The organism is Alteromonas sp. OM2203, assembly GCF_048517045.1.
In the GTDB taxonomy this organism is placed as follows: Bacteria; Pseudomonadota; Gammaproteobacteria; order Enterobacterales; family Alteromonadaceae; genus Alteromonas; species Alteromonas gracilis.
The window spans coordinates 3,272,925-3,298,731 of the sequence record NZ_CP183209.1 but is presented as its reverse complement, the minus strand read 5'-3'; the positions used below and the strand labels follow the sequence as shown (position 1 = coordinate 3,298,731).

15 protein-coding genes and 1 pseudogene are annotated in these 25,807 nt (G+C 43.5%); 10 read left to right on the top strand and 6 right to left on the bottom strand.

Annotated elements, in window-relative coordinates:
- Positions 1-38: 38 nt before the first annotated feature.
- The 3 genes and pseudogenes from ACM0P2_RS14615 to ACM0P2_RS14605 all read left to right on the top strand — a co-directional run bounded on the left by ACM0P2_RS14615 (position 39) and on the right by ACM0P2_RS14605 (position 3,138).
- Positions 39-914: a DMT family transporter gene (locus ACM0P2_RS14615; protein WP_159117925.1), complete on the top strand. Its 876-nt coding sequence runs from the start codon at positions 39-41 to the stop codon at positions 912-914.
- An 82-nt stretch (positions 915-996) separates the two neighbouring features.
- The gene (locus tag ACM0P2_RS14610; RefSeq protein ID WP_236547064.1) at positions 997-2,040 is read left to right on the top strand and encodes an MBL fold metallo-hydrolase; all 1,044 of its coding nucleotides are present in this window, start codon (positions 997-999) and stop codon (positions 2,038-2,040) included.
- A gap of 165 nt (positions 2,041-2,205) precedes the next feature.
- Positions 2,206-3,138, top strand: a pseudogene (locus ACM0P2_RS14605) (exopolyphosphatase).
- 54 nt (positions 3,139-3,192) lie between these two features.
- Here the strand turns inward: ACM0P2_RS14605 and ACM0P2_RS14600 are convergent.
- Positions 3,193-4,041, bottom strand: coding sequence for a LysR family transcriptional regulator (locus ACM0P2_RS14600; protein ID WP_159117926.1), 849 nt, complete (start codon positions 4,039-4,041; stop codon positions 3,193-3,195).
- 425 nt (positions 4,042-4,466) lie between these two features.
- Here ACM0P2_RS14600 and ACM0P2_RS14595 point away from each other — a divergent pair, with 425 nt between their 5' ends.
- The 5 genes from ACM0P2_RS14595 (at position 4,467) to gcvP (ending at position 11,610) form a co-directional block, all read left to right on the top strand.
- Entirely contained in the window at positions 4,467-5,381 is a 915-nt protein-coding gene (locus tag ACM0P2_RS14595) for a BadF/BadG/BcrA/BcrD ATPase family protein (RefSeq protein ID WP_159117927.1), read from the top strand.
- Positions 5,382-5,513: 132 nt separating this feature from the next.
- The gene (gene nagA, locus ACM0P2_RS14590) at positions 5,514-6,653 is read left to right on the top strand and encodes an N-acetylglucosamine-6-phosphate deacetylase (protein WP_419226744.1); all 1,140 of its coding nucleotides are present in this window, start codon (positions 5,514-5,516) and stop codon (positions 6,651-6,653) included.
- Between the two features lie 405 nt (positions 6,654-7,058).
- On the top strand, positions 7,059-8,138 hold the full coding sequence (gcvT, locus tag ACM0P2_RS14585) for a glycine cleavage system aminomethyltransferase GcvT (protein ID WP_419226743.1): 1,080 nt from the start codon (positions 7,059-7,061) through the stop codon (positions 8,136-8,138).
- Between the two features lie 51 nt (positions 8,139-8,189).
- Complete coding sequence (gcvH, locus tag ACM0P2_RS14580; protein WP_105929648.1) at positions 8,190-8,579, top strand: glycine cleavage system protein GcvH; 390 nt, start codon at positions 8,190-8,192, stop codon at positions 8,577-8,579.
- A gap of 121 nt (positions 8,580-8,700) precedes the next feature.
- Positions 8,701-11,610, top strand: coding sequence for an aminomethyl-transferring glycine dehydrogenase (gene gcvP, locus ACM0P2_RS14575; RefSeq protein WP_419226742.1), 2,910 nt, complete (start codon positions 8,701-8,703; stop codon positions 11,608-11,610).
- Positions 11,611-11,926: 316 nt separating this feature from the next.
- Here gcvP and ACM0P2_RS14570 read toward each other — a convergent pair whose 3' ends face one another.
- The 5 genes from ACM0P2_RS14570 to ACM0P2_RS14550 all read right to left on the bottom strand — a co-directional run bounded on the left by ACM0P2_RS14570 (position 11,927) and on the right by ACM0P2_RS14550 (position 20,724).
- Entirely contained in the window at positions 11,927-14,524 is a 2,598-nt protein-coding gene (locus ACM0P2_RS14570; RefSeq protein WP_419226741.1) for a tetratricopeptide repeat protein, read from the bottom strand.
- Between the two features lie 593 nt (positions 14,525-15,117).
- Complete coding sequence (locus ACM0P2_RS14565) at positions 15,118-16,629, bottom strand: Fic family protein (RefSeq protein WP_159117931.1); 1,512 nt, start codon at positions 16,627-16,629, stop codon at positions 15,118-15,120.
- 362 nt (positions 16,630-16,991) lie between these two features.
- Entirely contained in the window at positions 16,992-18,503 is a 1,512-nt protein-coding gene (locus ACM0P2_RS14560; protein WP_159117932.1) for a serine hydrolase domain-containing protein, read from the bottom strand.
- A gap of 92 nt (positions 18,504-18,595) precedes the next feature.
- On the bottom strand, positions 18,596-19,774 hold the full coding sequence (locus ACM0P2_RS14555) for an alpha/beta hydrolase-fold protein (protein WP_419226740.1): 1,179 nt from the start codon (positions 19,772-19,774) through the stop codon (positions 18,596-18,598).
- Between the two features lie 101 nt (positions 19,775-19,875).
- The gene (locus ACM0P2_RS14550) at positions 19,876-20,724 is read right to left on the bottom strand and encodes a hypothetical protein (protein ID WP_236547068.1); all 849 of its coding nucleotides are present in this window, start codon (positions 20,722-20,724) and stop codon (positions 19,876-19,878) included.
- A 957-nt stretch (positions 20,725-21,681) separates the two neighbouring features.
- Between ACM0P2_RS14550 and ACM0P2_RS14545 the strand changes: the two genes are divergently transcribed.
- Both ACM0P2_RS14545 and ACM0P2_RS14540 read left to right on the top strand, forming a co-directional pair.
- Positions 21,682-22,872: a PQQ-dependent sugar dehydrogenase gene (locus tag ACM0P2_RS14545; protein WP_419226739.1), complete on the top strand. Its 1,191-nt coding sequence runs from the start codon at positions 21,682-21,684 to the stop codon at positions 22,870-22,872.
- A 200-nt stretch (positions 22,873-23,072) separates the two neighbouring features.
- The gene (locus tag ACM0P2_RS14540) at positions 23,073-25,727 is read left to right on the top strand and encodes an ATP-binding protein (RefSeq protein WP_419226738.1); all 2,655 of its coding nucleotides are present in this window, start codon (positions 23,073-23,075) and stop codon (positions 25,725-25,727) included.
- Positions 25,728-25,807: the final 80 nt, after the last annotated feature.

Sequence of the window (25,807 nt, the reverse complement as noted above, 5' to 3'; positions counted from 1 at the left end):
GCAGATTAAAATACGAATTTCAAGATAAAGCGACGCTAATGAGTTGGATTTTATTTACATTGGGCGCGGTTGTTATGCAAACCGTGCGCAATGCATTGCAGAGCAAGCTGAGCGACACAGTAAACACATCTGGAGTGACGCTATCTCGCTTTATCTTGGCCCCGCCAATAGCTCTTGTCTATTTGCTCATTCTCTACCGCAGTAGCGCCAGTGACGTGCCTCAGTTCTCAAGCTCTTTTATTGCAGTGATACTGTGTGCTTCGCTACTTCAAATAGCGGCCACTTCTTTAATGGTGATTTTGTTTAAGCAGAAGAACTTTGCCATTGGAGCTGGCTTGGCTAAAAGCGAAGCTTTAGTGGCGGGCGTGGTAGGCATGCTTTTTTTCGGCAGTTACCTAACGCCTCTCGGTTGGGCTGGCATAGTCATAGGCGGAATAGCCGTATTCGTGCTAAGCAGCGGCAACCGACTTCATGGTATTAGTGTGAAAACCATTGCTATAGGCCTTGCCTGCGGTACCTGCTTTGCTCTAACTTCATTGCTAGTGCGTGAAGCTAGCCATATGCTTGATATTCAACATACAGTAGCAGCAGCATGGGTGCTTTTGTGGGTGCTGTGTGTTCAGGCTATAGCTTTAAGTGTATATATTGCATTAACCAAACCTTTCGTATTTATCCAATTAGTGAATGCCAAAAAGCAGGTGCTAGCGATAAGCACGGTTAGCTGCTTAGGTTCCATTTGTTGGTTTACTGCCATGGCATTACAGCATGTGGCGTTGGTGAAAACACTGGGGCAACTAGAGGTGTTGCTCACTTTAGTACTCTCACATTATTGGCTAAAAAACACGGTTACAAAACGCGAAATTAGTGGGCTGCTCTTAATTGGCGTTGCGGCTATTATGGTGATGTGGGCTTGATGTTATGTAGTTTATCTTTTTTGTTTTTTGCTTAGCTTTAAAAAGGTAAGAAACAGATATTTTTAATGGGAATAAAGAAATTTTGAAACATCTATTGGGTCTTTTGATTTTCTCAGTACTAACCGCTTGCAGCACCGTTTCAACGAATGACAAGGAAACGGAATATAACGTTACTGTTGAAGCAAGAAAAAGCGGTGTAGAACCAGCATTTCAACTTGTTACATTAGGCGATACTGGTGGTATTAAAGACGGCAATTTGAGCGCATTTCTACTGCGAAGTTTAAAAGAGGAACGTTATATTGCCCTAGACGCCGGAAGCATAGTTAATGGTATTGATGTTGCGTTAAAAGAAGGGGCTTTTAGCGGCTTAAAAAGCAAGCCCGACAATAACCTGCGAGCCAACGGCAATATACTGCATAACCACGTTGCTGCATACCTGATTAGCCATGGGCACCTAGACCATGTAGCAGGGTTACTCGTTGCTTCACCAGATGATAACAATAAACCCATCTATGCCTTAAAGTCAGTAAACGACACCATGGGGGCGACTTACTTTAACTGGCAGGCTTGGGCAAACTTTACCAATCGAGGCTTAGAGCCAAAGCTAAACAAATACGATGTTATCGATTTGGCACCGAAACATTCTACTGCCATCGAAGGCACGAATTTAACTGTCACGCCCTTTAGTTTAAGCCACCCTCTAGAGTCGACGGCTTTCGTTATTGAAAGTGACGACGATATGTTTGTTTATTTTGGTGATACTGGCCCGGACGATGTCGAGAAAGAAGGCAAGTTGGCCGAAATATGGCGCTATCTTGCACAGCAAATGCGAAACAAAACGCTAAGAGGTATGGTTATTGAGGTGTCGTTTGATAACAGTCGCCCTGACAATTTGTTATTCGGGCACCTTACTCCCAAGTGGTTAATGCAAGAGCTCACTCGCTTTTACGAACTACTCGAAGACAAAAGCCAGGTTTCAGACATAAACATTGTGATAAGCCACATCAAGTACAGTTTAAAAGCAGGAGAAAACCCACGTTCTGTCATATCAAAAGAGCTAAAGCAGGATATTAAATTAGGCTTTAATTTTATACTAGCCACACAAGGTCAGTCGCTCGTATTTTAATTGCCTTTAGCAATAGTGAAGTAAGTAAACATTCGAGTAATCAAACTGTTATATATACTTTCGTCGAGTTTTTCTATCAAGTGATTAAATTTTGTATAGGTAGTCTCTCAAAATTTTTACTAGCTGTTACACTTGCTTGATACTCGTTAATAAAAGAAACACGTGATGTCAGAACGAAAGTTTAGATTAGTTACCCGAAGTGATTTTGACGGGCTAGTATGCGCAGTCTTACTTAAAGACTTAGACATGATTGATGATATTTTGTTTGTACACCCTAAAGACATGTAGGACGGCAAAATAGACATCACTGAGAACGACATTACAACTAATTTGCCTTATGTTGAAGGTTGCCATTTAGCCTTTGACCATCACCTTAGCGAAACCGTGCGAAACGCCAGCGATATTGAGAATCATATTATCGATCCTGAAGCACCTTCAGCCGCTCGAGTAGTGTATGACTATTATGGCGGAGCCGAGAAGTTCCCAAATATCTCTGTAGATATGATGGACGGTGTTGATAAAGGCGACTCAGCGCAGTTTTCAAAAGAAGAAATTTTAGAGCCTACCGACTGGGTGCTTATGAATTTCATCATGGATGCGCGCACAGGTCTTGGCCGTTTCAGAGATTTTAAAATCTCTAACTACCAGTTAATGATGAAGCTAATAGATGCGTGTAAAGACCACAGTATTGAAGAAATTCTGCAAATGGAAGATGTGGCTGAGCGCGTAAGTTTGTATCATGAGCACAATGAAATGGCGAAGGCTCAGATAGCTAAGTGCTCTACCGTACACAATAACCTTGTGGTACTCGATTTAACCGAAGAAGAGACCATTTACGCCACGAACCGCTTCGTTATTTACGCCATGTACCCAGACTGTAATATTTCTATTCACAAAATGTGGGGGCTTAAAAAGCAGAACGTGGTGTTTGCAATCGGGAAGTCTATTACCAACCGCACCTCTAATACTAACGTGGGTGAGTTATGTTTGAAGTACGGTGGCGGCGGTCACATGAACGCGGGTACCTGCCAAGTTGAAACCAGCAAAGCAGCCCCCGTGCTTGCTGAGCTTATCGACACCATCACAAGTGACGGCTAACACTAATTAGCATACGGATGGAGGGGCAGAAAAAGTACTCTGACCCCCCAACTTTTATTGAGTTAGCCGCACTTTGAAGAATTCGGCCAGAGTTTTACTGATCACAGGATGCTGGGTATCTTGGTTAAACAGGCAAATGTTGACCTTGCCTAACTTAGGCAGATGCGGGTGGTTCAGTACGGCTAAATTGGCCGGTAGGCTCGATTTTGCTAGTGCAGTCACGCCAAGCCCTTGTTGAATGGCGGCAACCAAACCGCCTAAATCGGCATTGGTGTAGCTGATTTTCCAAGCAAACGTTTGCTGCTTTAATTGTTCAATCACTCGGCTTCTGTACATGCAACCATCTGGCGCTAGCACTAACGGAATGTTATTCCCCACTAACGGGTGAGACGTATCACCTACCCACACCACATCATCTTCTAAAACAACTTCGCCCTCAGTTTCTTCATCTGGATTTACCAGTGCCAGAATTAAATCGAAGTGATCTCGTTGAGACGGGTGAAGCAGATCGCGACTTAGCGCCGACGTTACTTCTAACGATACATCTGGGTAACGCTTCGAAAACTCACCAATTAAGCCCGGCAGTAGGGTAGAGGCAAACTCGTTGGGAATGCCCAAACGCAATCTACCGCTAAGTGGCGCAGGGGTAAGGCTTCTAAAAATGTTGTCGTTAAGCTCTAGTAGCTCTTTAGCTTTTGGGTAAAGCCAGTTTCCATCGGCACTAGGTACATGACGTTGGCCTACTTTGGTGAACAGCTTTCTGTCTAGCTGCGATTCAAGCTTTTTGATTTGCAAGCTAATGGCTGGTTGAGAGCGGCCTAAAAAGTCGCCCGCTTTAGCGTAGCCACCAAGTTCAATAACGCTAACAAAGGTGCGTAAGGTATCAAGGGAAAGCTGTTTCATATTTATCAGATTTATTAATGTAAGTGCTCTTTGTTATTGTATTTGCAAATGTATAGAACTGAAAGCCCGTATTCTTACCTTAGATAAGATTGACGTTGTAAGTTGGATAAAGCGACCATGAATACGCATCATCAACTACCTCAAGACAACGTAGAGTAAGTGTACTCACGTTTATAAATTCACGAATTCAAGCTATTAAATTAGCAAACTAGACTAAGCTGCGCGCAATTGTGATAGGCTTTAGCAAGTAAATATCGATACGATAATTAACCAATAGCAGCAAACAGTTACGCTTCAGCGGCGCTTTTAAAAAATTTAAATCAGCGTGTCGATTTAAGAAGCGTTGCGCATTTAAAGTGAGTTACCTGCGCAAAACGATAAGCTGGCTAAGTATGTAATGAGTAATGTTAACTACGAGAACGTGAATGAACTCTGATTTGTATTTTATTGGCATAGACGGCGGCGGCACCAAATGCAGAGTTATACTACAAGATAAGAGTGGCACGCAGATAGGTGAGGGGATTAGCGGCCCGGCTAATATAATGCGTGACGCAGAACTTGCTAAAACCTCTATATTGGATGGGGTAGGTAAAGCTATTGAGTCTGCTAATACCTACTTTGCTTCACAAAGTAGCAAAACCCCAGTATCACCTATCACGCTATCACAGTGTGTAGTAGCAGCCGGGCTTGCTGGCGCTAATATCAGCACCGCAAAAGCTGGCTTTGAAACATGGGCGCACCCCTTTCACTCGCTTCATATACTAAGTGATTTACATGCCGCCTGCGTAGGTGCTCATAATGGAAAGCCGGGTGCAGTAATCATTGTGGGTACGGGGTCTGCAGGGGCAGTATATTCTAATGGCACATTTACAGATTTAGGCGGGCACGGTTTTCCCATAGGGGACTTTGCCAGTGGCGCTTGGCTGGGTTTAAAAGCTATTCAGCACACCTTACTATGTATAGATAGCATTCGAAGCAAAGACGACCTAGCAAAAAAAGTATGTGCAGAGCTTGGTACCTCAAATGCCGATGAGATTGTGGCTAAATGTGCTGGGTTTAGCACGCATCATTACGCGAGTTTAGTACCCTGTATGCTGCCGCTTTTAAACGAAGGTAATAGCGAAGTTGTTCGCATTTTTAACGAAGGGGCGGAATACTTAGAAACTATGGCGCAGCGTCTTCAAGGTGATAACGGGTATAACCTTGCTTTAATCGGTGGGTTAAGCGATGTTTATGTAGAGTACTTTTCTGAGAAAATCCGAGCGCGCCTGCAAGCATGTGAGTTATCGCCAGAGCAGGGCGCTATCAAGTATGCTCAAGCAATATATGATGGGCAATAGCGTCAGATAAGCATAAATAGGTCACGTGGCAAATCTCGATGCAAGTAATGAGATAAGCGACGAAAAAATCAACGTTATAAGCAGCAAAGAAACAATGCTACAACCGCACTTAATTAGGAAAATGAAAGCCCAATGATGAGAACAATTTTAGCCGAAAACGTTTTGATAAAAGGTAAGTGGGAAAAAGACCAAGTACTCACAATCAAAGAGGGCGTAATTACTCACATCGAAGCACTTTCTGATTCACAAAAAGAGCAACAAGAACATTTAGTGCGGGTGTCTAACAGACTTATTCCTGGGTATATAGACACACAGGTGAACGGCGGCGGTAGCGTAATGTTTAATCACGCACCAACGTTTAAAAGCATAGAAATAATGGCCAAAGCCCATCGTAAGTTTGGTACCACCACATTATTTCCCACGCTTATTACCGATGACATAGCAACCATAGAAAGCGCCGCCAATGCGGTAAGTGAAGCAATAGAAAGCGGCCATCCAAGTGTTGAAGGTGTTCATTTTGAAGGGCCGCATTTAAGCATTGAGAAAAAAGGCGTACACCTTTCGAAATATATTCGCCCGCTTACCGACAGAGAACTCACCACTTATACCCGAAAAGATCTTGGCAAGGTAATGATTACCGTAGCCCCCGAGAATACCTCGTGTGATGTTATTCGAGACTTGGTAAACCATGGCGTTATTGTAGCGCTAGGGCACTCTAATGCATCGTTTGATATTGTTGAAATGGCGATTGTAGCAGGCGCGACTGGGTTTACTCATTTATACAACGCTATGTCGCCGTTTACCTCTCGTGAACCTGGCATGGTTGGCGCAGCGCTTTTAAGCAACAACGCCTGCGGCATCATTGTCGACCATCAGCATTTGCATCCCAAAGTCGTAGAGCTTGCCTTTAAAACCAAAGGGCCATCGCAGTTGATGCTGGTTACCGATGCAATGGCCCATGTAGGTGCTGACGAAGACGTTATCGACTTTTTCGATACGCACATTACTCGTGTAGGAAACAAACTTACTACGCCAGATGGCACCCTTGCAGGAAGCTGCTTAGATATGCACGGCGCGGTTATTAACTGCGTTAATGACATAGGTATTTCGTTAGAAGATGCTAGCTTTATGGCAAGTGCAACACCATCTATTTACATGGGAATTAGCGAAAGGCTAGGAAGTATTGCGGTAGGTCAAAAAGCAAACTTCGTAGAGTTAAGCGAAGACAACGCACTTGCAAATGTTTGGCAAAATGGCGAGGTGTGCGTTTAACTGCTTGCTGATGAAACAACTTACAGTACAGCTGCTAATAAGCATTTAAATACTCCTTTCAACGTACTCGACAAGTGCGCAGAAAGTGCTAGCAGAAAGTACTAAATACAGCCTCAATAAAAAGTAGTTGGCAATTTAATGGTTAACCCTTTTCTAATTACCAGCTATTACCAAAATTGCTTTCAGGTTCGTTGTTCACACTCTATTTCATTGTTCATCCGCCGCGATTTTCATTAAACAAACCTCAACATCAGCAAGCGCTTAAATATTTGCTTTCCTCATGTTTATCCATTAATACATTTACTTTTCAAATGTATTGATAAAAATTTCCAATTTGTTGCATAAACGCTAGCTCACTATACTCAATCTCGTTTTCTACCTTTCAAATTAAAAAGAGTAAGTGGAATGTCTAGTACCACCGCCCTACACGCAAAGCACCTAGAAGCCGGTGCGAAAATGGTCGATTTCTTCGGCTGGGATATGCCAATTAACTATGGTTCACAAATTGAAGAGCATCACGCTGTGCGCCAAGACGCTGGTATGTTTGATGTGTCTCACATGACCATTGTTGACGTAAAAGGCGCTCAAGCCAAAGCGTATCTTCAGTATCTTTTAGCCAACGACGTGGCAAAACTAAAAGACAAAGGCAAAGCGCTTTACAGCGGCATGCTTAACGAAGAAGGTGGTGTTGTAGACGACCTTATCGTTTATCACTTCGACGAAACTAACTATCGCTTAGTGGTGAACTCAGCAACCCGCGAAAAAGACATGAACTGGTTAATGAGCAAAGCAGAAGGCTTTGACGTAACCATCACCGAGCGCCCTGAATTTGCCATGATTGCCGTACAAGGCCCTAACGCAAAAGAAAAAGCAGCCAGCCTGTTCAGCGCAGCGCAAAAAGAAGCGGTAGCGGGCATGAAGCCATTCTTTGGTGTACAAGCAGAAGACTTGTTCATTGCCACCACAGGTTACACCGGTGAAGCGGGCTACGAAATTATGGTGCCAGCTGAGCAAGCACAAAGCTTCTGGCAAGCACTACTAGACGCGGGCGTTAAGCCATGCGGCCTGGGTGCGCGTGACACGCTACGCCTAGAAGCAGGCATGAACCTGTACGGCCAAGATATGGATGAAACAGTATCGCCACTAGCCGCCAACATGGGCTGGACAATTACATGGGAACCGGCAGAACGCGATTTCGTAGGGCGTAAAGCACTAGAAGCGCAGCGCGAAGCAGGTACCGACAAGCTAGTAGGCTTGGTGATGACTGAAAAAGGCGTGCTGCGTCACGGTCTTAAAGTGAAAACAGAAAGCGGCGAAGGCGTTATCACTTCAGGCACCTTCTCTCCAACACTAGGTCACTCAATTGCGATGGCACGAGTACCACGTGATGTTGGTGAAACAGTAGAAGTGGAAATGCGCAAAAAGTGGGTTACAGTAAAAGTGGTTAAGCCCTCCTTTGTTCGCAATGGAAAAAGTGTTTTATAAGGCCAATAACTACTAGGCCCCAAAAGTTAACAGAGAATAACAGGAACGATTATGAGCAACATCCCAACTGATTTACGCTATGCCGCTACGCACGAATGGGTTCGCCCTGATGGTGACGGTGTTTTCACTGTAGGTATTTCTGAGCACGCACAAGGCTTACTTGGCGACATGGTTTTCGTTGATTTGCCAGATGTTGGCGATGCGGTAAGCACTGGCGACGACATCTGTGTTGCTGAGTCAGTAAAAGCAGCGTCTGACGTTTACGCACCAATTTCAGGTGAAATTGTAGCGATTAACGAAGACCTAGAAGATTCACCAGAACTAGTTAACACTGACCCATATGGCGACGGTTGGCTATTTAAAATTAAAGCTGATGATGCAGAAGAAGTAGAAGGTCTACTTGATGCAGAAGGCTACGAAAACAGCATTGACGAAGAGTAATTCGTAACGCTGTTTTGATAGATACATCGTTTTAAAAGGGGCATGAAGATAATTCAGCCCCTTTTTAACTTAAAGATTTAACGCGCCCTTGCGGCAACCATTACGAGTGCTTAACAACGTTATGTCGAATACTTCCCCTACATTGGCTCAACTAGAGCAAAAAGATACATTTATCCGCCGTCACATTGGCCCGGGTAAAGGCGAAATTGAAGAAATGCTGTCTGCGATTGGTGCAAGCTCACTTGACGATTTAATTGAGCAAACGGTACCAGCAGGTATTGCGCTACCAGAGCCACTAAAATGTGGTGAAGGGGCGACAGAAGTTGAAGCATTAAGTGAACTTAAAGCCGTTGCACAAAAGAACAAAATTAACCGTTCTTTCATTGGTATGGGTTACTACGATACTCACGTACCTAACGTTATTCTTCGCAACGTGCTAGAAAATCCAGGTTGGTATACTGCGTACACGCCGTACCAGCCAGAAATTGCACAAGGCCGTTTGGAAGCCATTCTTAACTTCCAACAAGTTACTATTGACCTAACAGGCCTAGAGCTAGCGTCGGCGTCATTGCTTGATGAAGGTACGGCTGCAGCAGAGGCAATGGGCCTTGCTAAGCGTGTGTCTAAGAACAAAAAAGCGAATGCATTCTTTATCGCTAGCGACGTTCACCCCCAAACGGTTGACGTAGTAGAAACCCGCGCTGAAATGTTTGGCTTTGAAATCATCAAAGGTGCGGCAGAAGAAGCAGCTGAACACGACGTATTCGGTGCGCTACTTCAATATCCAACTTCTACAGGCGAAGTAAAAGACATCAGCGACATCATTGCTGCGGTACAAGCGAACAAAGGGATTGTGGCAGTAGCCGCTGACCTAATGAGCTTAGTAATGCTTAAGTCGCCTGGCGAGCTAGGTGCAGACGTTGCACTGGGTAGTGCACAGCGCTTTGGTGTACCTATGGGCTACGGTGGTCCGCACGCGGCATTCTTTGCTACACGCGACAGCTACAAGCGTTCACTACCTGGCCGTATTATTGGTGTAAGTAAAGACACCCGTGGTCGCCCAGCACTTCGCATGGCGCTACAAACCCGTGAACAGCACATTCGCCGCGAAAAAGCGAACTCGAACATTTGTACAGCGCAGGTGCTGCTAGCCAACATGGCAAGCTTCTACGCGGTGTACCACGGCCCACAAGGCCTTAAAACTATTGCCGAGCGCATTCACCGCTTCGCCGACATTCTTGCCACTGGTTTAACCCAGAAAGGCGCAGAGAAAGGTGTAGCTCTTAAGCACAGCACGTACTTCGACACGCTAACCGTAATGGTTAACAACAAAGAAGACGTACTTGCAAGCGCATACGCAAAAGGCATGAACCTGCGCGCTGACCTTGAAGGTGCGGTAGGTGTGTCGCTTGACGAAACCACCACACGTGAAGACATTGTTGCGCTATTCGACGTACTTCTTGGTGAAGAGCACGGCTTAACAGTGGAAGGTCTGGATGCAGAAGTAACCACGCAAGACGTAAAATCTATTCCTGAAGGTTTAGTACGTACTAGCGACTTCCTAACGCACGAAGTGTTTAACAAGTATCACTCTGAAACAGAGATGCTTCGTTACATCAAGAGCCTTGAAAACAAAGACTTGGCGCTTAACCACTCAATGATTTCATTGGGCTCGTGCACCATGAAGCTAAACGCAACGGCTGAGATGATCCCAGTAACATGGGCAGAGTTCGGTCAGCTTCACCCGTTTGCACCACTAGACCAAGCTGCAGGCTATCAAGAAATGATTGCCGAGCTTAGCGAGTGGCTAATTAACGTAACAGGTTACGATGCCCTTTCAATGCAGCCTAACTCTGGTGCGCAAGGTGAATACGCAGGCCTATTGGCTATTCAGCGTTATCACGAAAGCCGCGGCGAAGGTCACAGAAACGTGTGCCTAATTCCAAGCTCTGCCCACGGTACTAACCCAGCGTCTGCGCAAATGGTTAGCCTTAAAGTGGTAGTAGTAGCCTGTGATAGCAAAGGTAACGTAGACCTTAACGACCTTCGCAAAAAAGCGGAAGAAGTGGGTGACAACCTATCGTGCGCCATGATCACATACCCGTCTACCCACGGTGTATATGAAGAAACCGTACGCGAGATTTGTGACATTGTTCACCAATACGGCGGTCAGGTTTACATGGACGGCGCGAACATGAACGCGCAGGTGGGCATTACTTCACCTGGCTTTATTGGCTCAGACGTATCGCACCTTAACCTACACAAAACCTTCTGTATTCCACACGGTGGTGGCGGCCCAGGTATGGGGCCAATTGGTGTTAAGTCGCACCTTGCGCCTTTCTTACCAAACCACACGGTTATTAACGTAGAAACGGCAGGCAAAGACTGTGGTGCAGTTTCGGCAGCGCCATGGGGCAGTGCATCTATTCTGCCTATTAGCTACATGTACATCAAAATGATGGGTAGCGCTGGCCTTCGCCGCGCAACCGAAGTCGCTATTCTTAACGCTAACTATGTGGCTAAGAAGCTAGAAGGGCACTACAAGGTACTTTACAAAGGTAACAACGACCGCGTAGCGCACGAATGTATTGTAGACCTACGCCCGCTTAAAGAAGCAAGCGGTGTAACCGAGGTAGACATTGCTAAGCGCCTAAACGACTACGGCTTCCATGCGCCAACAATGAGCTTCCCTGTAGCGGGTACACTTATGATTGAGCCAACAGAATCGGAAGCGAAGTACGAGCTAGACCGTTTCATTAACGCCATGATTAGCATTCGCCAAGAAATAGCGAAAGTAGAAAGCGGTGAGTGGGATGCCACTGACAACCCACTACACAATGCACCACACACGCTAGCAGACATCTGCGACAGCGACTGGAACCGCAGTTACGACCGCATGCTAGCGGCGTACCCAGCACCAGAAGTACACAGAAACAAGTTCTGGCCAACGGTTAACCGTATTGATGACGTTTATGGCGACCGCAACCTAATTTGTTCTTGCCCTAGTATTGAGAGCTATGTTGAGGAGTAGGGTGGTGTTGTGACAATTAATGAGGTTAGCCGTTAGGAATAATGGGTTTCCCGTTATTAAAGAAGTTCCCCATTAGTACCGCTTCTAGTTTGTTCATTAAAAGCCCTTTCTAGTTTTAGGAAGGGCTTTCTATTATGTCTTCAATTGTTGTGTATGAAGGCTCGTTCACGAATTTAATTAGTCCTCGACCTTAGCAAAGCTAAATCTCAGTTTATATTAGATAAATTTCTAATACTGGGTGCGCTTTACCATCTGTAAACTCAGATGAGGGCATAACTTCAAGCGCTTGTCCTAAAGCCAATTGACTCCACTCTTTCTAACTACCATTTCTAAATTGATTAAAATGTAAATAATAGTCTTTCCCTTGACTCGACCTAGCGAAGAGATAGCTTACACTTTGATGAGGTCTATTTAATATATTTACTGTAATACAGTTGTCTCGTTGGGAAACGGATTCGTCTGTAGAAATAAAATTATCACCTTGGTAAGACTCTGCAAACTTATTACCTTTGATGCTTATTTCGGAAAGTTTTTTAACAGTGTCCGAGAAATTTCTGTAGAAGCTAACCAACTGAGATATTTCATATATATGGTCGTGTACGAAGTCCAATAATAATAAACAGTCTTCTTTAAAGCTTATGGTATAGTTAGTCCTTGAAACTGTGTATGTTATTTCGTCAATTAATTTGATGGCGTGCACAATAGTAATTTTTGAATATCCATTGTTTTTGAATATATCTTGAAATATTTTTGCCGCGCTATTTAAGCATTTGATAGTGTTGACAGGGTCGCTATCTACCGTTTTCTCCATTTTTCTTTTCCAAGCCGCCGCCCGAAATGTTCCTATCACTGCCCGATATTCGCCCTGTTCTTTCCATTTTTTGGTTTCGTTTAAAACTTCTTCGTGCCTACTGGAATAAAGTAGCGATAGAAAGTAACCGATGTAAATACTGTTACCAAATTGAAGAATATCTTTGTCGGCATTAGCCCAGCCGTCTTTGATCAAGGATCTGTATTGGTCCACTGCATCAGGATATTGCCCGATGTCATGGTACAGTCTAGCGAGAAGATATCTGGGTCGAGGTGATTCAGGTGCAATGGCCATAGCTTTCCGATAACAATCTTCAGCGTTCTTAAAATCCTTTAAGCGTTCTAGGATTCTAGCCTTTGCATTACAAATTAGTTCACACTCCTCGTGCAAACTCTCGGTATCTTTAATTCTCCGGTATAATCCGATTATAGCTTCCTGATTACTTCCTTTTTGTTTCTTTAAACATTTTATTACGTCAGTAATGAGAATTTTCAAACTTTCCTTTGTGTCTTCCGGAATATAATCTGTGTGCCACTTTGGGAGTTCATTTTGGCTCTGTCTTGCATCAATTTCATGTGCGAGCGTTCTAAGGTTGGTGATGGTTTTTTGTACTTGACTTCTGATTCGAATATTACTTGGAGAAACTAGTAAAAGCTCTCTCACTGAATCACTCAGCCTATAAAACTCACCATCATCTGAAGAGTTTCGACTAATTAGGCTTGTTCTGGTTAATTCCCCTATTGCTTCAGTGATTTCTTCTATAGTTTTTTTCAAAAGCTCACAAAGTGACATTCGAGACGAGCTACCTTCAACGAATATAGCCTCTAAAACCATGATTGAATTTTCGTTTAATACATCTATTAAGTTTTTGTATGAAAATTCTGCAATTTCTTTGTTGGCAACATTAACTGAGCTAGGAATGTCACGCCCCGTCATTAGAAGATCGATTGACAGTCTAATAGCTAAAGGATTGAAAAAGCACTTCGATGCAATATTAGAATAATCGTCGGAAGTGAGGCTAACGCCTCCTCGTTTATTGTGGTAAGCTCTAGCTAATGCTGAGGCAGACTTATCTTTTAATGTATTGATAGATAAAATAGTAGCGTTGGAAACTGATATTCTACTAGTTAATAACACCTTCCATTTAGGCGGAAGATTGATGTTAAAATCTTCAAATGCATCAGCGTCGTTGATTAAAAGTGTTTCCAAGTTATCTAAGCACAATAGTAATTCTTGATCTTCATATCTAACGACTGCATCATCAAAGCATTTAAATTGTTCTTCAAAAATATCATTGATAGTAAACACAATTTGATTTTTTACTTCTGATATAGTTTCTGCTGAATCAATAGTCTTCAAGCCTTCCGCTGTTAGCTTTTCGAGTTTCATCGTTACATAGACTATGCCCTTGAAGCTTTTGGAAATAGATGGGGATAGAATAAGGTCATGCAATAAGTCTAAAGCTAGCGCTGTTTTTCCCGCGCCTCCTGGAGCAACGAGAGCGACAGTATTAATTCGTTGATTTGTAATTAGGCGCTTAAGCTCATTTGTTTCGCTTTTACGACCGATGAGACCAGTTAAGCCATGGTCAAAGTGTTCAGGAAGATTGTTAGGGATTTGCCAAATAATTTTGTTAATCCACTCCTCAGGAGGGTCATTAATGACACCTTCTTCAGCTGAATTTAAAGACTGCTTGACTCCTTTCAATCCTAATCGTTCTATTACTGGGTCACTAGCTAAGGTGGCTACCCTATACCAATAGCAGTCCCAGAATGGACGATTTGGGTGAGATATGGCATTTCTCACCTCATATATATCTAAGTGGTGAAACAATGACAAAAGATACTTTATTGAGTCGATCATGCTGCTGTCACTGGCTATATCGAGAGCAAAACCAAAGAGCTCGTCTAGATAAGTTGCTTCGACAACATCATTTATTGAAGATTTATTAAAGCGCCGACCTTTAGCAGATTCACGTTGATATATAACTTGCAGCCGTTCATCGTTGAGTAAATCGATATCGCCATCACCAACAAAGCCCCCCAATGCCTCCTCTATATCATGAAGAACCATTGTCGTTTTCCTTTTTGAATCCTTGCTCATTTTAAATGCTTCCTAACATTCGTCCTAGCCAAAATTTTGCTGCCTATATCAATGCCATAAGCTAAAATAAAAGTTCACTTTTGACAAATAAATATGTTCGAGTATTTCTAGGGGAGCAAAAAGAAGACTGTCAGAAGCCACCCTGTAAAATGGACGCGGTGCAAACCGTAAAGCTGGCCGATTGAGGCACGTCTTAATTGTATAGTGTGATTACGACAAATTCGCTTGATGTTGCCAACCTTATTTGAATAAGGTCAAACGTGAGCTTACAACCCTCCTGATTAGAACACGACCGTGTCTAACAACTACCATTGTAATCGCTTAGTCGGCATGTGAGTATCAGCGGCTTTTATCTGTTATTAATAATATTTTCTAAATGTCGTATAAAGTCCCAAAATGGTTACTTTAATAGGTTAAAAGGCACTTAATGTAATCAAACTGGGACTTTATAGTGAAAGGTGTGACTGCCATATTATTAGCAGAAGAGATCGGCGACAGATTCAAGCAAGCCCGACTAAATCGAGACTATTCCACTTAAAATAATCTGAAGTTGCGGAGCTTGCTGATGTCCAACTCCCCTAAGCTGACAATGATTAAATCAACGATGCCAAGAACTTTGTAAAAGGCACGATATCTTGGTTGACGCTGGCTGCTTCCAACACTTGCATATATTCATCTCGTCGTTCGACGGGTACAATTGTCCATGGATAGCCACCAGACGCCATCATTAAATTCATAACAAATCTTCCCATTCTGCCATTGCCGTCAAAGTAAGGATGAATGTAGACGAAAATGAAGTGCCCCAGTACCACTCTGACGGCCGCATTTTTCTCTTCTGCGAGCAGGTCGAAGAGTGTTGGCATCATATCGCGAACCGCTTCTCTACTTGGTGGAGTGTGCATAGATTGACGAATATAGACTGGTCCTGTCCGGTAACCAGCCAAGTCCGACTGCTTAATAATACCAGCAGCCACACTTGGGCCAAATAACGCGAGGTACCAATCGCTGTGTCTCTGTTCCAATACATCGCCAGCGTTCTTACCCTCTAATACCGCTAACACGGCTTTTTTAACTTCCTGAAATGCATTCCAGTAGCCTTTAGCGGCCATGGCATCTAAATGCCTTTTACTTTCGTCAGAACCTTCAGCTTGCCAATTACCAGAGCGAACCAGTTCAATCAATTCGTGAGTCACACGATAGCCTTCAATAGACAGTGAGTGGTATGCGTCTGTAACGTATTTGTCTTCCACTTCGGCCATATAGGTTTTGATATCGACGCTTTGTTGTATTTGTTCAGGGAAGTGAGCGATAACACTTTCACGCATTTGTGCCCACATTAACCTCATTCGATTAACATAGGGTGACACATCACGACGACCAAAGTTTACCTGCACTTTTTCTGTAAATGGCTCTTCTTCCTGTACTTTCAAATCGGCCGCTTGCATGCCCTTTAAGATATTGTCAGCAATCAGATCCCGGCCGATATTTCTAAAGGCGCCCACTAAACGGCCAGCAATCACGCTGTGATTACCTGCAAGTAAAACGGACAATACGTCGGATGCATCTGTCACCATCGATAAGGCAGTACGTATTTGGATGGGCGCATTTTGAAACTGGTTCGCCGAAGAGTAAACAAGTGCAGCCGCTAAGCTATAGACATTTAGCCCTTCCAAGTTTTCAATGTATTCTGTGGCTGGCATGTTCAATCGAACATCAAAAACCGAGGTGTTGTGCAAAAAGGCGGTGGGTTTATTATTGCCTTTAGGCGAACGCACGAGTAATTGCTGAGGCACGGTTCTATCGCCGATATGCAGGCTAATTGATTGTTCAGGTGATAGACACCAGGCATTATCGAATCGCTGTGACAAATAAGCGCCGCAAAAGCCCCAGAAAGAAGTATACCAAGATGTACTGTCACCCGGCTTTTCATCTGGCATCGCCGGTATGTACCAACCCCGGATGACTTCGCGAATAAACCCGTGCTTTAATAGCCGCTCTCGATGCACTCTGCTAAGTTGCTTAGACTGGATGGCAACAGTCCCTGACTCTTGAAGTTGTTGTAACTGCTCGAGCGAATCTGCTAATTTTTGTGATATGTCATTCATGTTCGCTCCAACTATTACTCGTGATACTGGCCAGCTATCAATCCTTATTTATAGGTTTTAGTGTTATATCATCTATAGGTTTTAATGTCTTTTGATTTATAGGTTTTAATGACTTGTTGTTTTAAGGCTTTAGCGCTTTTCTTATGTCATCGAATTCGATGATGTTAGATAAGGGGCCGGTTTAAGTAATTTTACACTCACGGTCGGGCTTAAACTCTGCTTCATTGAAAGGGCTTGATAATTAAAAGAAGAGTTCCAAAATTGCTCGTGAATATCCGCAGTAATCCGACCAAATTGAATTACTTTATTTATATCAGCGCAGTAAAAAAGCCTTACATTCCGAGAACACTTAGTCTTACCGCTTACTGTTCCTTAGCACCTCGAATCCCCCCATCCATCACAAGCGTCTTAACCAACCCACTTTCATCTTCCATCTCAAAACGAATACTACTCCCGTTCTTAGCAAAAAAACGTCCGCCACCCTCATGAAAATATTCTTCATTTTCAACGTACGGTAAGGCGTTAAGTACAAAACCATTGGCTGTTTTTTCTAGCACCACATCAACACTCACAGGGTTAATTACCACGTAGGTTCCAATGTATTTACTTAATTCCTTTTGGCTTATGGGTACTAACTTCCTAACTTCAGCTTCAGAGTAGCCTACGTTTAACGCTTCTTTTAGCCGTATTTCTAGTTCAGTTATTAACTGCCTACCGTTGTTGCCGTTAGTCATAATGGCGTAGCCGTTGCCCGTATCTAGTTCAATGTATAACTGCGACATAAAACCAGCATCTGCGCCGCCGTGGCCAAAGCCTAGAATCTCCCCGTTGTCATCTATATTGATGAAGAAGCCTATTCCTACATTGGGTGGCTCAATACTCGGCGTATTGTTGGTTAACATTTCTTGCGCGGTAGCTTGCGATATCCAGTCGGTTTTCTGCCCTAAATACGCACTGCGTACGCCGCTTGCCAATTTCAACATGTCTGATGGTGTGCTCCACATACCGGCTGCTGCAAGCGTAGCATAGGTATGGGCGCCACCTTTAATTGGCGCACCGTCGCCGTCATAAGGCGTAGCCATATTGTTTGATAGGTTGGTCGATATGGGTTGTTCGAAGCCAGAACGCGTCATACCTAAAGGTTTAAACAAAAGCCGTTGCGACATGGTTGGCAGGGGCTCGTTAGCTACGTCTTGCAAGGTAAGTTGAGCAAGCGTAGTGCCGCCACCTGAATAACGCATTTGCGTGCCAGGTTGAATATCAACAACAACGGCATCGGTATTGGCGGGAAATGCACCTTCTAGCACCTGCAGTAAAGTAGGCACCGGTTCGCCCGCCGCGTAACCAGGAAAGCCATGTACTGTGGTACCCGCCGTGTGGCTTAACAATCTGCGTAATGAAACAACGTCTTGCCCAGTCCATTCATGTTCAGGCAACTGCCAGCTGGTGAGTAAGGTATTAACATCTGCATCTAAATCTATCGGGTTATCTTGGCGATATTTCATCAATACTGCCGCAAATGCGGGTTTTGAAATACTGCCTGCTTGGAACACCGTGTTTTCATCAATAGCCAATTCAGTGGCTAAATCTTTAACGCCGCTTTGCATGGTCCAAGCTATTTGTCCATTTCTCATAAACGCGACAGATACCCCAGGCACATCATAATGCGCCTGTCTTTGCTCTAAAGATTGGTAATCGACCTCTTGCCCTTCAATTCGAATGCGTTCAGTAAGCCCAGTTTTTAAAAGGTTGGCTTCTTTTGATTCTGCGGCAGCAGAGGGAGAGGCGGACAGGGTTTCAGGCTCTGTACAACCCAATGACGAAGCTAAACAAAACGAAAGTGTTAAAGAGGCGAAGATCTTGTTTGTTTTCATTATGTGTATTCCATTACGAGTGAACGTACCAGAGTACGTTCCTACTATTATTCGGTCAATGCTAACAATTTTATAGTTAAGGCAATCATCATCTAGTCGCCTGTACCTTCCGCAATCTTCTTTCGCAAGTTTGCCAGCCGTGTTTTAAAAGCACCATTTTCAACATTTTCTTCATAGCTCATTGCTAGCGCTTTCTCTCGCATTTCAAGTGCCATGGCTAAATCGCCGTTAGCTTCATAACCGTCTGCCAGGCTGTCGTAGGCATCAGATTTGTTAGGGAAGCGAGCTATATTTTTCTTAAAAATTGCAATGGCAGAGTCAAAGTCTTGTTTGTTTAACGCCGCATAACCCGCGTGGTTTACTGCTTTATATTCTGGCTTTGCTTCAAAAGCGTATTTTGCAGAAAGGTCTTTATAGTATTGCTCTACCGCAGGAATACCTTCTTGTATTATCGCACCTGTTGGGCGTAACGAATTTAGCTGCTTTTGAAGCGCCAAGCTCATACCTGCAAGTGCAGTAGTATTGTGGCTTTCAGATGTATCTAGCTCGGTATCAAAGTTAAACCCTTTTCGTTCGCTGCTATTTAGCAGTTCACCGTAACGTTCGTATGCGCTTAGCATGTTCCCACCTTCGTTACCCATATTGATATAAAGGTATTTGTTAAGGTCGCTATCTGACGCAAAGAACGCTTTTGCCTCTGGAAATATCACTTCGTCGTGCCACCACAAACTTGGGCTAAATGCGAAGTAAGCTTGAAACAGTTCAGGCCGCTCTTGCAGTGCGTATAAGGTAAAAAGGGCGCTTAATGAATGCCCAGAAACAATCGCGTAGTTATTGGTGCGATAGTTTGCCCCTACGTAAGGCTTTAGTTCTTTTTCTAGAAAGTCTAAAAAGTTGTCGGCACCACCAGATATTCCCCACTGGTTGTAGCTTTCATCATAGGTAGGTGTGAAGTCTCGCGTGCGCTCGGTGTTGGTAATACCGATAACAATCATTTCCTGCGCCATTCCAGACTGATTTAGCAGATCAAGCGTGCCTACGGTATGGGCAAAATTACGCTGTCCATCTAGCAAATATAAAACTGGGTAGGTGGTGTCTTTGTAGCGGGAATAGTTATTAGGTAAGTGAATAAGCAGTTCTCGCGACTCATTCAAAACTTCTGACTTTATTGTTGTAACTACGGCCTCGCCACGCACTTTGGCGTTTACGTGAAAGCTAAGGCTTACGGTAAATATAGCGCCAGTAAAAACGCGGGCAAGCTTTTGATACATTTGAAATTCCCTTTTCCGCTATCAGCCGTGAGTTTCTTTTTATACTTGAATTTACCTAAGCTGTCATAGTCACTCAAACTTGTCAAAAAATCACCAAGTCATTAGTTGGCAAGCATTAACTTTTCAATAGATTGCTCGATGATAGTTCGCAAGTTTTGTTTGTCCTGAGCAGGCAAATAGCGCGTATGAGCACTAATAAACTCAGGTGTTAAATAGATGCGTTTTATTGCAGCGTTTATACGCTCTATGTGCTTTGCGCCCTGAGACGTATTGGGGCAGATAACGTGGCCTGATACATAGTCAGGGTTATCTGCAATAGAGTAACTGCGCACTTTAATAGGCATGTTCTCTCCAAAACTTCTGAATAAAGTTGCAGGAAAAATGAGTGCAAAATCAGACTTTCCTTTTGAAAACATTTCCATAAAGCGAGAGTAATAAATATTATTTGCTATACGAAGGATTTGCTCTCGATTAACTTGCTTTAGGTCGTCGTCTATCCTTTCGCCGAATGAGTATTCTTCTGGTAACACAATAAAAGAGTCTGGAAAGGCTTCTAATACACGAGATATGCTCAGTATTCGGCCTTTTTCATCTAAAAATTCTTTTTCTATTGGTGGCAGTGATGCCAGTTGGTAAAAACGTTGTGTCTGGAAAAAGCTAAGCGGTAGTGAGTAAAGATGATTTTTTTCGCGTTCAGGTGCTTTTATTTTATTGAGTACGCAAATGTTTTCGCCATGCTGCATATACGCAAAAGAACGCACAAGTGGAACATGAAGCACGGGATCTGTATGCCCTATTTCATCAACTAGCATTTGTACCGTATCGACAGAAGTAGAATAGGGATTGCCTTGTAGATTTACCCTTTCAGTAAGAAATGCATTGTCTGCGTGAAACGCCAGAACATTATTTTGCTCAATGCTGTCACTCGAATTTGCATGAGCAAATTTCACTAATGTTATTAAAATGAATAGTCCAACCCTGAACAACTTTTTACTCCTTGGTAAAACCCAACGCTCGTCATTTTGTCTCGCGTTAAACGTACTTTTATTTTGTGACTCTATTAGGAAAGGTAACAGCGTTTAATTTACGTAGTTTTTAAGCGCGGCTTCTTCGATTTAACCAATTTACCATCTTTTTGATGTGCTTTTATGAATTTTAGAAAGGTTTTGACGTGTTGACGCGCGACAAACAAGAAATTTAGCCTTGTGTAATAAAATTCTGTAAAGGGAGTAAAAAAGCCGCATTCAGCAACGTGATGCGGCTTTCCGAGCTGGGCTGAATAGACAGCCTTCTAGAGCAATTGCGTTAAAGGGGTTAGCTAGAACGACCCTCACTCATAGCTGCCTGTTCAAATACCTTAACTCTCGACATATGATCACCTCCTTATCTTCGTTGCTAAAATTAGATTGAAAGTAACACAGGCGGTATTTAAGTAAAGCATCGCAGCATTAAAGAAAGTTTAGGAAGATCGCGCTTAACTCAAAAATACGAATAATTAAACCAAGTCGATAATATAAACCTGTTTAATTAATTCTACGTAACCATTGGTAACTGAAACTTTTTGCGCCACCCGTTGATGTGTAATACCAGTCCGCATAGATCATTACCCACTCAGCGAGAGTTAAAATGTTCGTAATCGCGGCGTGTTACCGCAGGTATAGTGGTTCTACATCAAGGTGACACAACAAAGAGTACGGACATTTTAAACTCGCCCTTAGGGAAGGTCTGGCAAGCTTCCTAGCTTCATTCTGGGAATTTGAAAGGGAACAGCCATTCCTGCATTCCCACGCTTTGCTAGGAAACTTGCCAGCGCCTTCTGAGTGGGCAATTATCTATGCGGATTGGTATAATAAACGCTTCACCGTGTATCCAGCAGTACGCAAACTCTCGAAAAGGTTAGAACGTCGATGAAAACAACGAATAAGCACAAAACTAGCATGAACCGAAAGGCCGTATTATTGGTTACGTTATTTGCTACCTCATTTTTTACGTCTGCCCAGTCAGTCTCGTCTGAACAAGTAGAGATGAAAGGCAGTGTAGGCACTTCGGTAATGGGGAGTGTGCAGTCGACCTTCGACAACCCGTGGGCCATGGCCTTTTTGCCTGATGGGCATAGCTTGGTAACGGAAAAAGCCGGCACATTATGGCTACTTGATGAAAACCAGCAAAAGCGTTTTGAAGTTAGTAATATACCAAACGTTACTGCACGCGGGCAGGGCGGGCTAGGTGACGTCATAATTCACCCTGACTTTGCGTCAAACAACACTATTTATATTTCTTATATTGAGCGAGATGAGAAAGACGATGCCTTCAGTGGCGCGGTGATAGAGCGTGCCACGCTTACTATTTCTGATAGCGGTGCGAAGCTGTCTGATAGAAAGCTAATTTGGCGTCAATCGCCGAAGGTGACCGGTAACGGTCATTACTCTCATCGCATGGCGTTTTCACCTGACGGACATTTGTTTATTACCTCTGGCGAGCGTCAAAAATTCACCCCAGCCCAAAACATGGCGATGAACTTAGGTAAGGTGCTGCGCTTAAACGACGACGGTAGCGTGCCAAAAGATAACCCGTTTTATGGTCAAGGTAGCGTAACCGAACAGATTTGGACACTTGGTCACCGAAACCCGCTGGGCATAGACTTCGATGAGCAAGGTAATTTATGGGCTCACGAAATGGGGCCTCGCCATGGTGACGAGCTCAACTTAATAGAACGAGGTCGCAATTATGGTTACCCAACGGTGTCTCAGGGTGATCATTACTCGGGCGTAAAAATTCCTAATCACGAAGATATTCCTATTTTTAAATCGCCCGAGTTGGCTTGGGTGCCCGCTATCAGCCCAGCTGGTTTTATCATCTATAAAGGCGACAAGTTTAGCGACTGGAACGGGAATGGCTTTATCGGTGGACTGTCTTCAAAAGCACTAGTTCGCGTTGCTTTTGGCAAAGATGATGAAGGTAAGTGGAAAGTAGAAGAAGCAGAGCGTTACGAATGGGGCAAGCGCGTACGCGAAGTCGAGCAAGACAGCATGGGGAATATCTATGTGCTTGAAGATAAGGAAGGCGCGCGTTTAATTAAGCTTCAGCTCCCTGAATAGTGATGAACGCCATAAAACATGCAGCGTTGAAGGTTGTAGTTTCAGTTCAACACAGTATTTTGTGGCGTTTCCGATTTGCAATTTTACAAACATTAAATTCAGCGAGTTCATAGAGAGAGCATTATAAATCTGAATATCAATATGATACGTTGCCATTCGTAGCCAAGAATGGCTTAGCTAATACAAACCTTAGGAAACCTATGAGTCAATTCCCCCAAAACTTTAACTTTGAACGCTGTGAAGATGAGCCTATACATATTCCCGAAAGTGTACAAAGTTACGGTTTTCTTATCGCATTCAGCTACAAGGACTTGAAAATTGAAATTGTAAGCGAGAATTGTAATTCGGTTTTTGCTGACGAGATCATAGGGGAAAACTTTTTAGACATTTTATCCTCCGATTCTGATGAGCGCACGTTTCTTGAAGAGACCTTCGACAGAGTATCGGCAAGCAAGATAAGGCTACCCATTCAACTTCATCTTAAGGGGGCGCTCTTAAAAGCAGGCGAAGAAATAGACTATTTAGCGGTAGTTTACGATTCTGGTGATCACTATGTGGTTGAGCTAGAGCCCGCTACAGAATTTAGAGACGTTTATAGCGCAGAGCAATTTATAAAGCTCTATTCAATGTCTATCGCGCCGCGCTTCAAAGAAATGACGTCGCTGGGCGAGATGGCGCGAGAAATGGTTTCGACCATTAGATATCTCACGAATATGGATAGAGTGGTTCTCTATAAATTCAATGAAGACTACTCAGGCAAGGTCATAGCGGAGGCCAAAGCAGAAGATATGGAGTCTTATCAAGATTTGTATTTTCCTGCTTCAGATATTCCTAAGCAAGCCCGAGAGCTTTATAAAACCAATTGGGTAAGGCTCGTTCCGGATACAGAACTGCCCCCTGCCAAGTTAGTTCCTTCTGCAGAAGAATCGGGGAGAGAGCGTTTAGATCTCACGCGTTCGTTGTTACGAACGTTTTCGCCTATACACCTTCAATATATTAGAAATCAAGGTTTACGAGCATCGTTTTCCATATCGTTGGTAACGGATGGAGAGCTTTATGGCCTTATATCCTGTCATCATCGCGAGGCTTGTTATATTCCTCAAAACGTAAGGCTGCAATGTGAAAACTTGAGCCAATTGTTTAGCTGGCATTTGTTGGCTAAAGAAGAGGAGATTGCGAAACGCAAAAAGGATGTTACCGACAAAGCCGTAGACGCTATGCTCGACAAAATAGGCCCAGCAAACCCAATTAGTCGCGTGGTTAAAAGCGGCGAAAGGGCGTTTTTAAATGCGCTCAATAGTTCGGGGTTTGTTTACTTTTCGCAGTACGAGACCATCACTCTTGGGTCTACCTTACCCATAGAGCTTATTAAAGACATCTTTTCTAAAGCGGTTAGCGAAAGCGGTTTTCCTTACACAAACGATTCGCTCTATGACGATTACCCAGAGGCGCGAGAGCACGGCATAGCGGGTATTATGATCATCCCGCTGTTTGAAAAAAAGCAGTATTTTACCGCATGGTTTAGAAAAGAAACCCATAGAGTTCAAAAATGGATAGGTGCTGACGATGAGAAATCAGAAGATGCGCCAAAAGCTGAGCGTCTTAAACCTCGCTCGGCGTTTACTATTCATACCCGCGCTATTGAAGGGCGCTCAACAGCTTTTGATAGGACTGATATTGATACCGCTAACCGCCTAAATAGAATGTTTCTTGTGTATGCGCTTGATGTACAAGAACGCATGCACATCAGTATTCAAGAGCTTGAAAAGCAAGACAACTACAGAAATGAATTTCTTGCTACGTTAGCCCATGAACTGCGAAACCCATTAGGGCCAATTATGTCTGGGGCAAGCATTTTAGAAACCGTTGATGATGATAAAACGCGTAAAAGAGTGACCGCTATTATCAACCGTCAAGCGGAATATATGTCCAAACTTATCAATGATTTAATGGATGTATCTCGTATTACGCGAGGCAAGGTTAAGCTTGAGTTTGAACGGTTAAGTATTCAAGACGTGCTGTCAGACTCTCTTGAAATTGTTGAACAGCAGGTAAAATCAAAGAATCACGACATAACGGTAAATTGTCTTGAAGAGGATGTAACTGTTTATGGCGATAAAGCGCGATTAAGCCAGATTTTCTCCAACATTATTCACAACGCGGCTAAATACACGAAAGAGTCAGGAAAGATAGATGTAGATATCAGAAAAGAGGGAGTCACGATTGTCGTTTCTGTTAAAGATAACGGCATGGGCATTCCTGAAGACAGGCTGAAAGATGTATTCAACATGTTTACTCAAATTGAAGCGCACTCTACGCATACCAAGGGCGGTCTGGGTATAGGGCTAACGCTAGTCAGTAAACTAGTGGCTTTACATCATGGAGAGGTGTCTGTGATGAGTGAAGGCATCGATAAAGGAAGTACCTTTGAAGTGAGGTTGCCGATCTCTAAAACTGCCTTTGAGCTGTCGGAAAGTACAGAAATAGAGTCTGTTGTGCACAGCAAAAGTAAAGTGATGTTTGTAGATGATAACGCAGACCTTATCGACGCCTATTGTTTGTTAGCTGAATCGATGGGGGTTAGCGCTTTAGGAATTACGTCTCCGAAAGAAGCCATTGATGCATTTAAAGCGTTTAAACCAAACTTTGTATTTCTTGATATTGGCATGCCGGACATAGACGGTTATGAGCTGGTCAAAATGCTAAAAGCGCTACCAGAGGTAGAGCACGTTAAGTTTTACTCTCAAAGCGGGTGGGGGTCTGAAAAATACGTAGAGGATTCTAAATCCGCAGGATTCGATAAGCATTTTGTTAAGCCGTTATCCAAAGAGACTATTAAGTCTGTACTGAGTTAGTTTGGTCCCTTCGTTGTAGGGGAAATAAAGAAAAGTGCTCGCAAGTGAATAACAGCCGCGAAACGGGTTATAATAGCAGG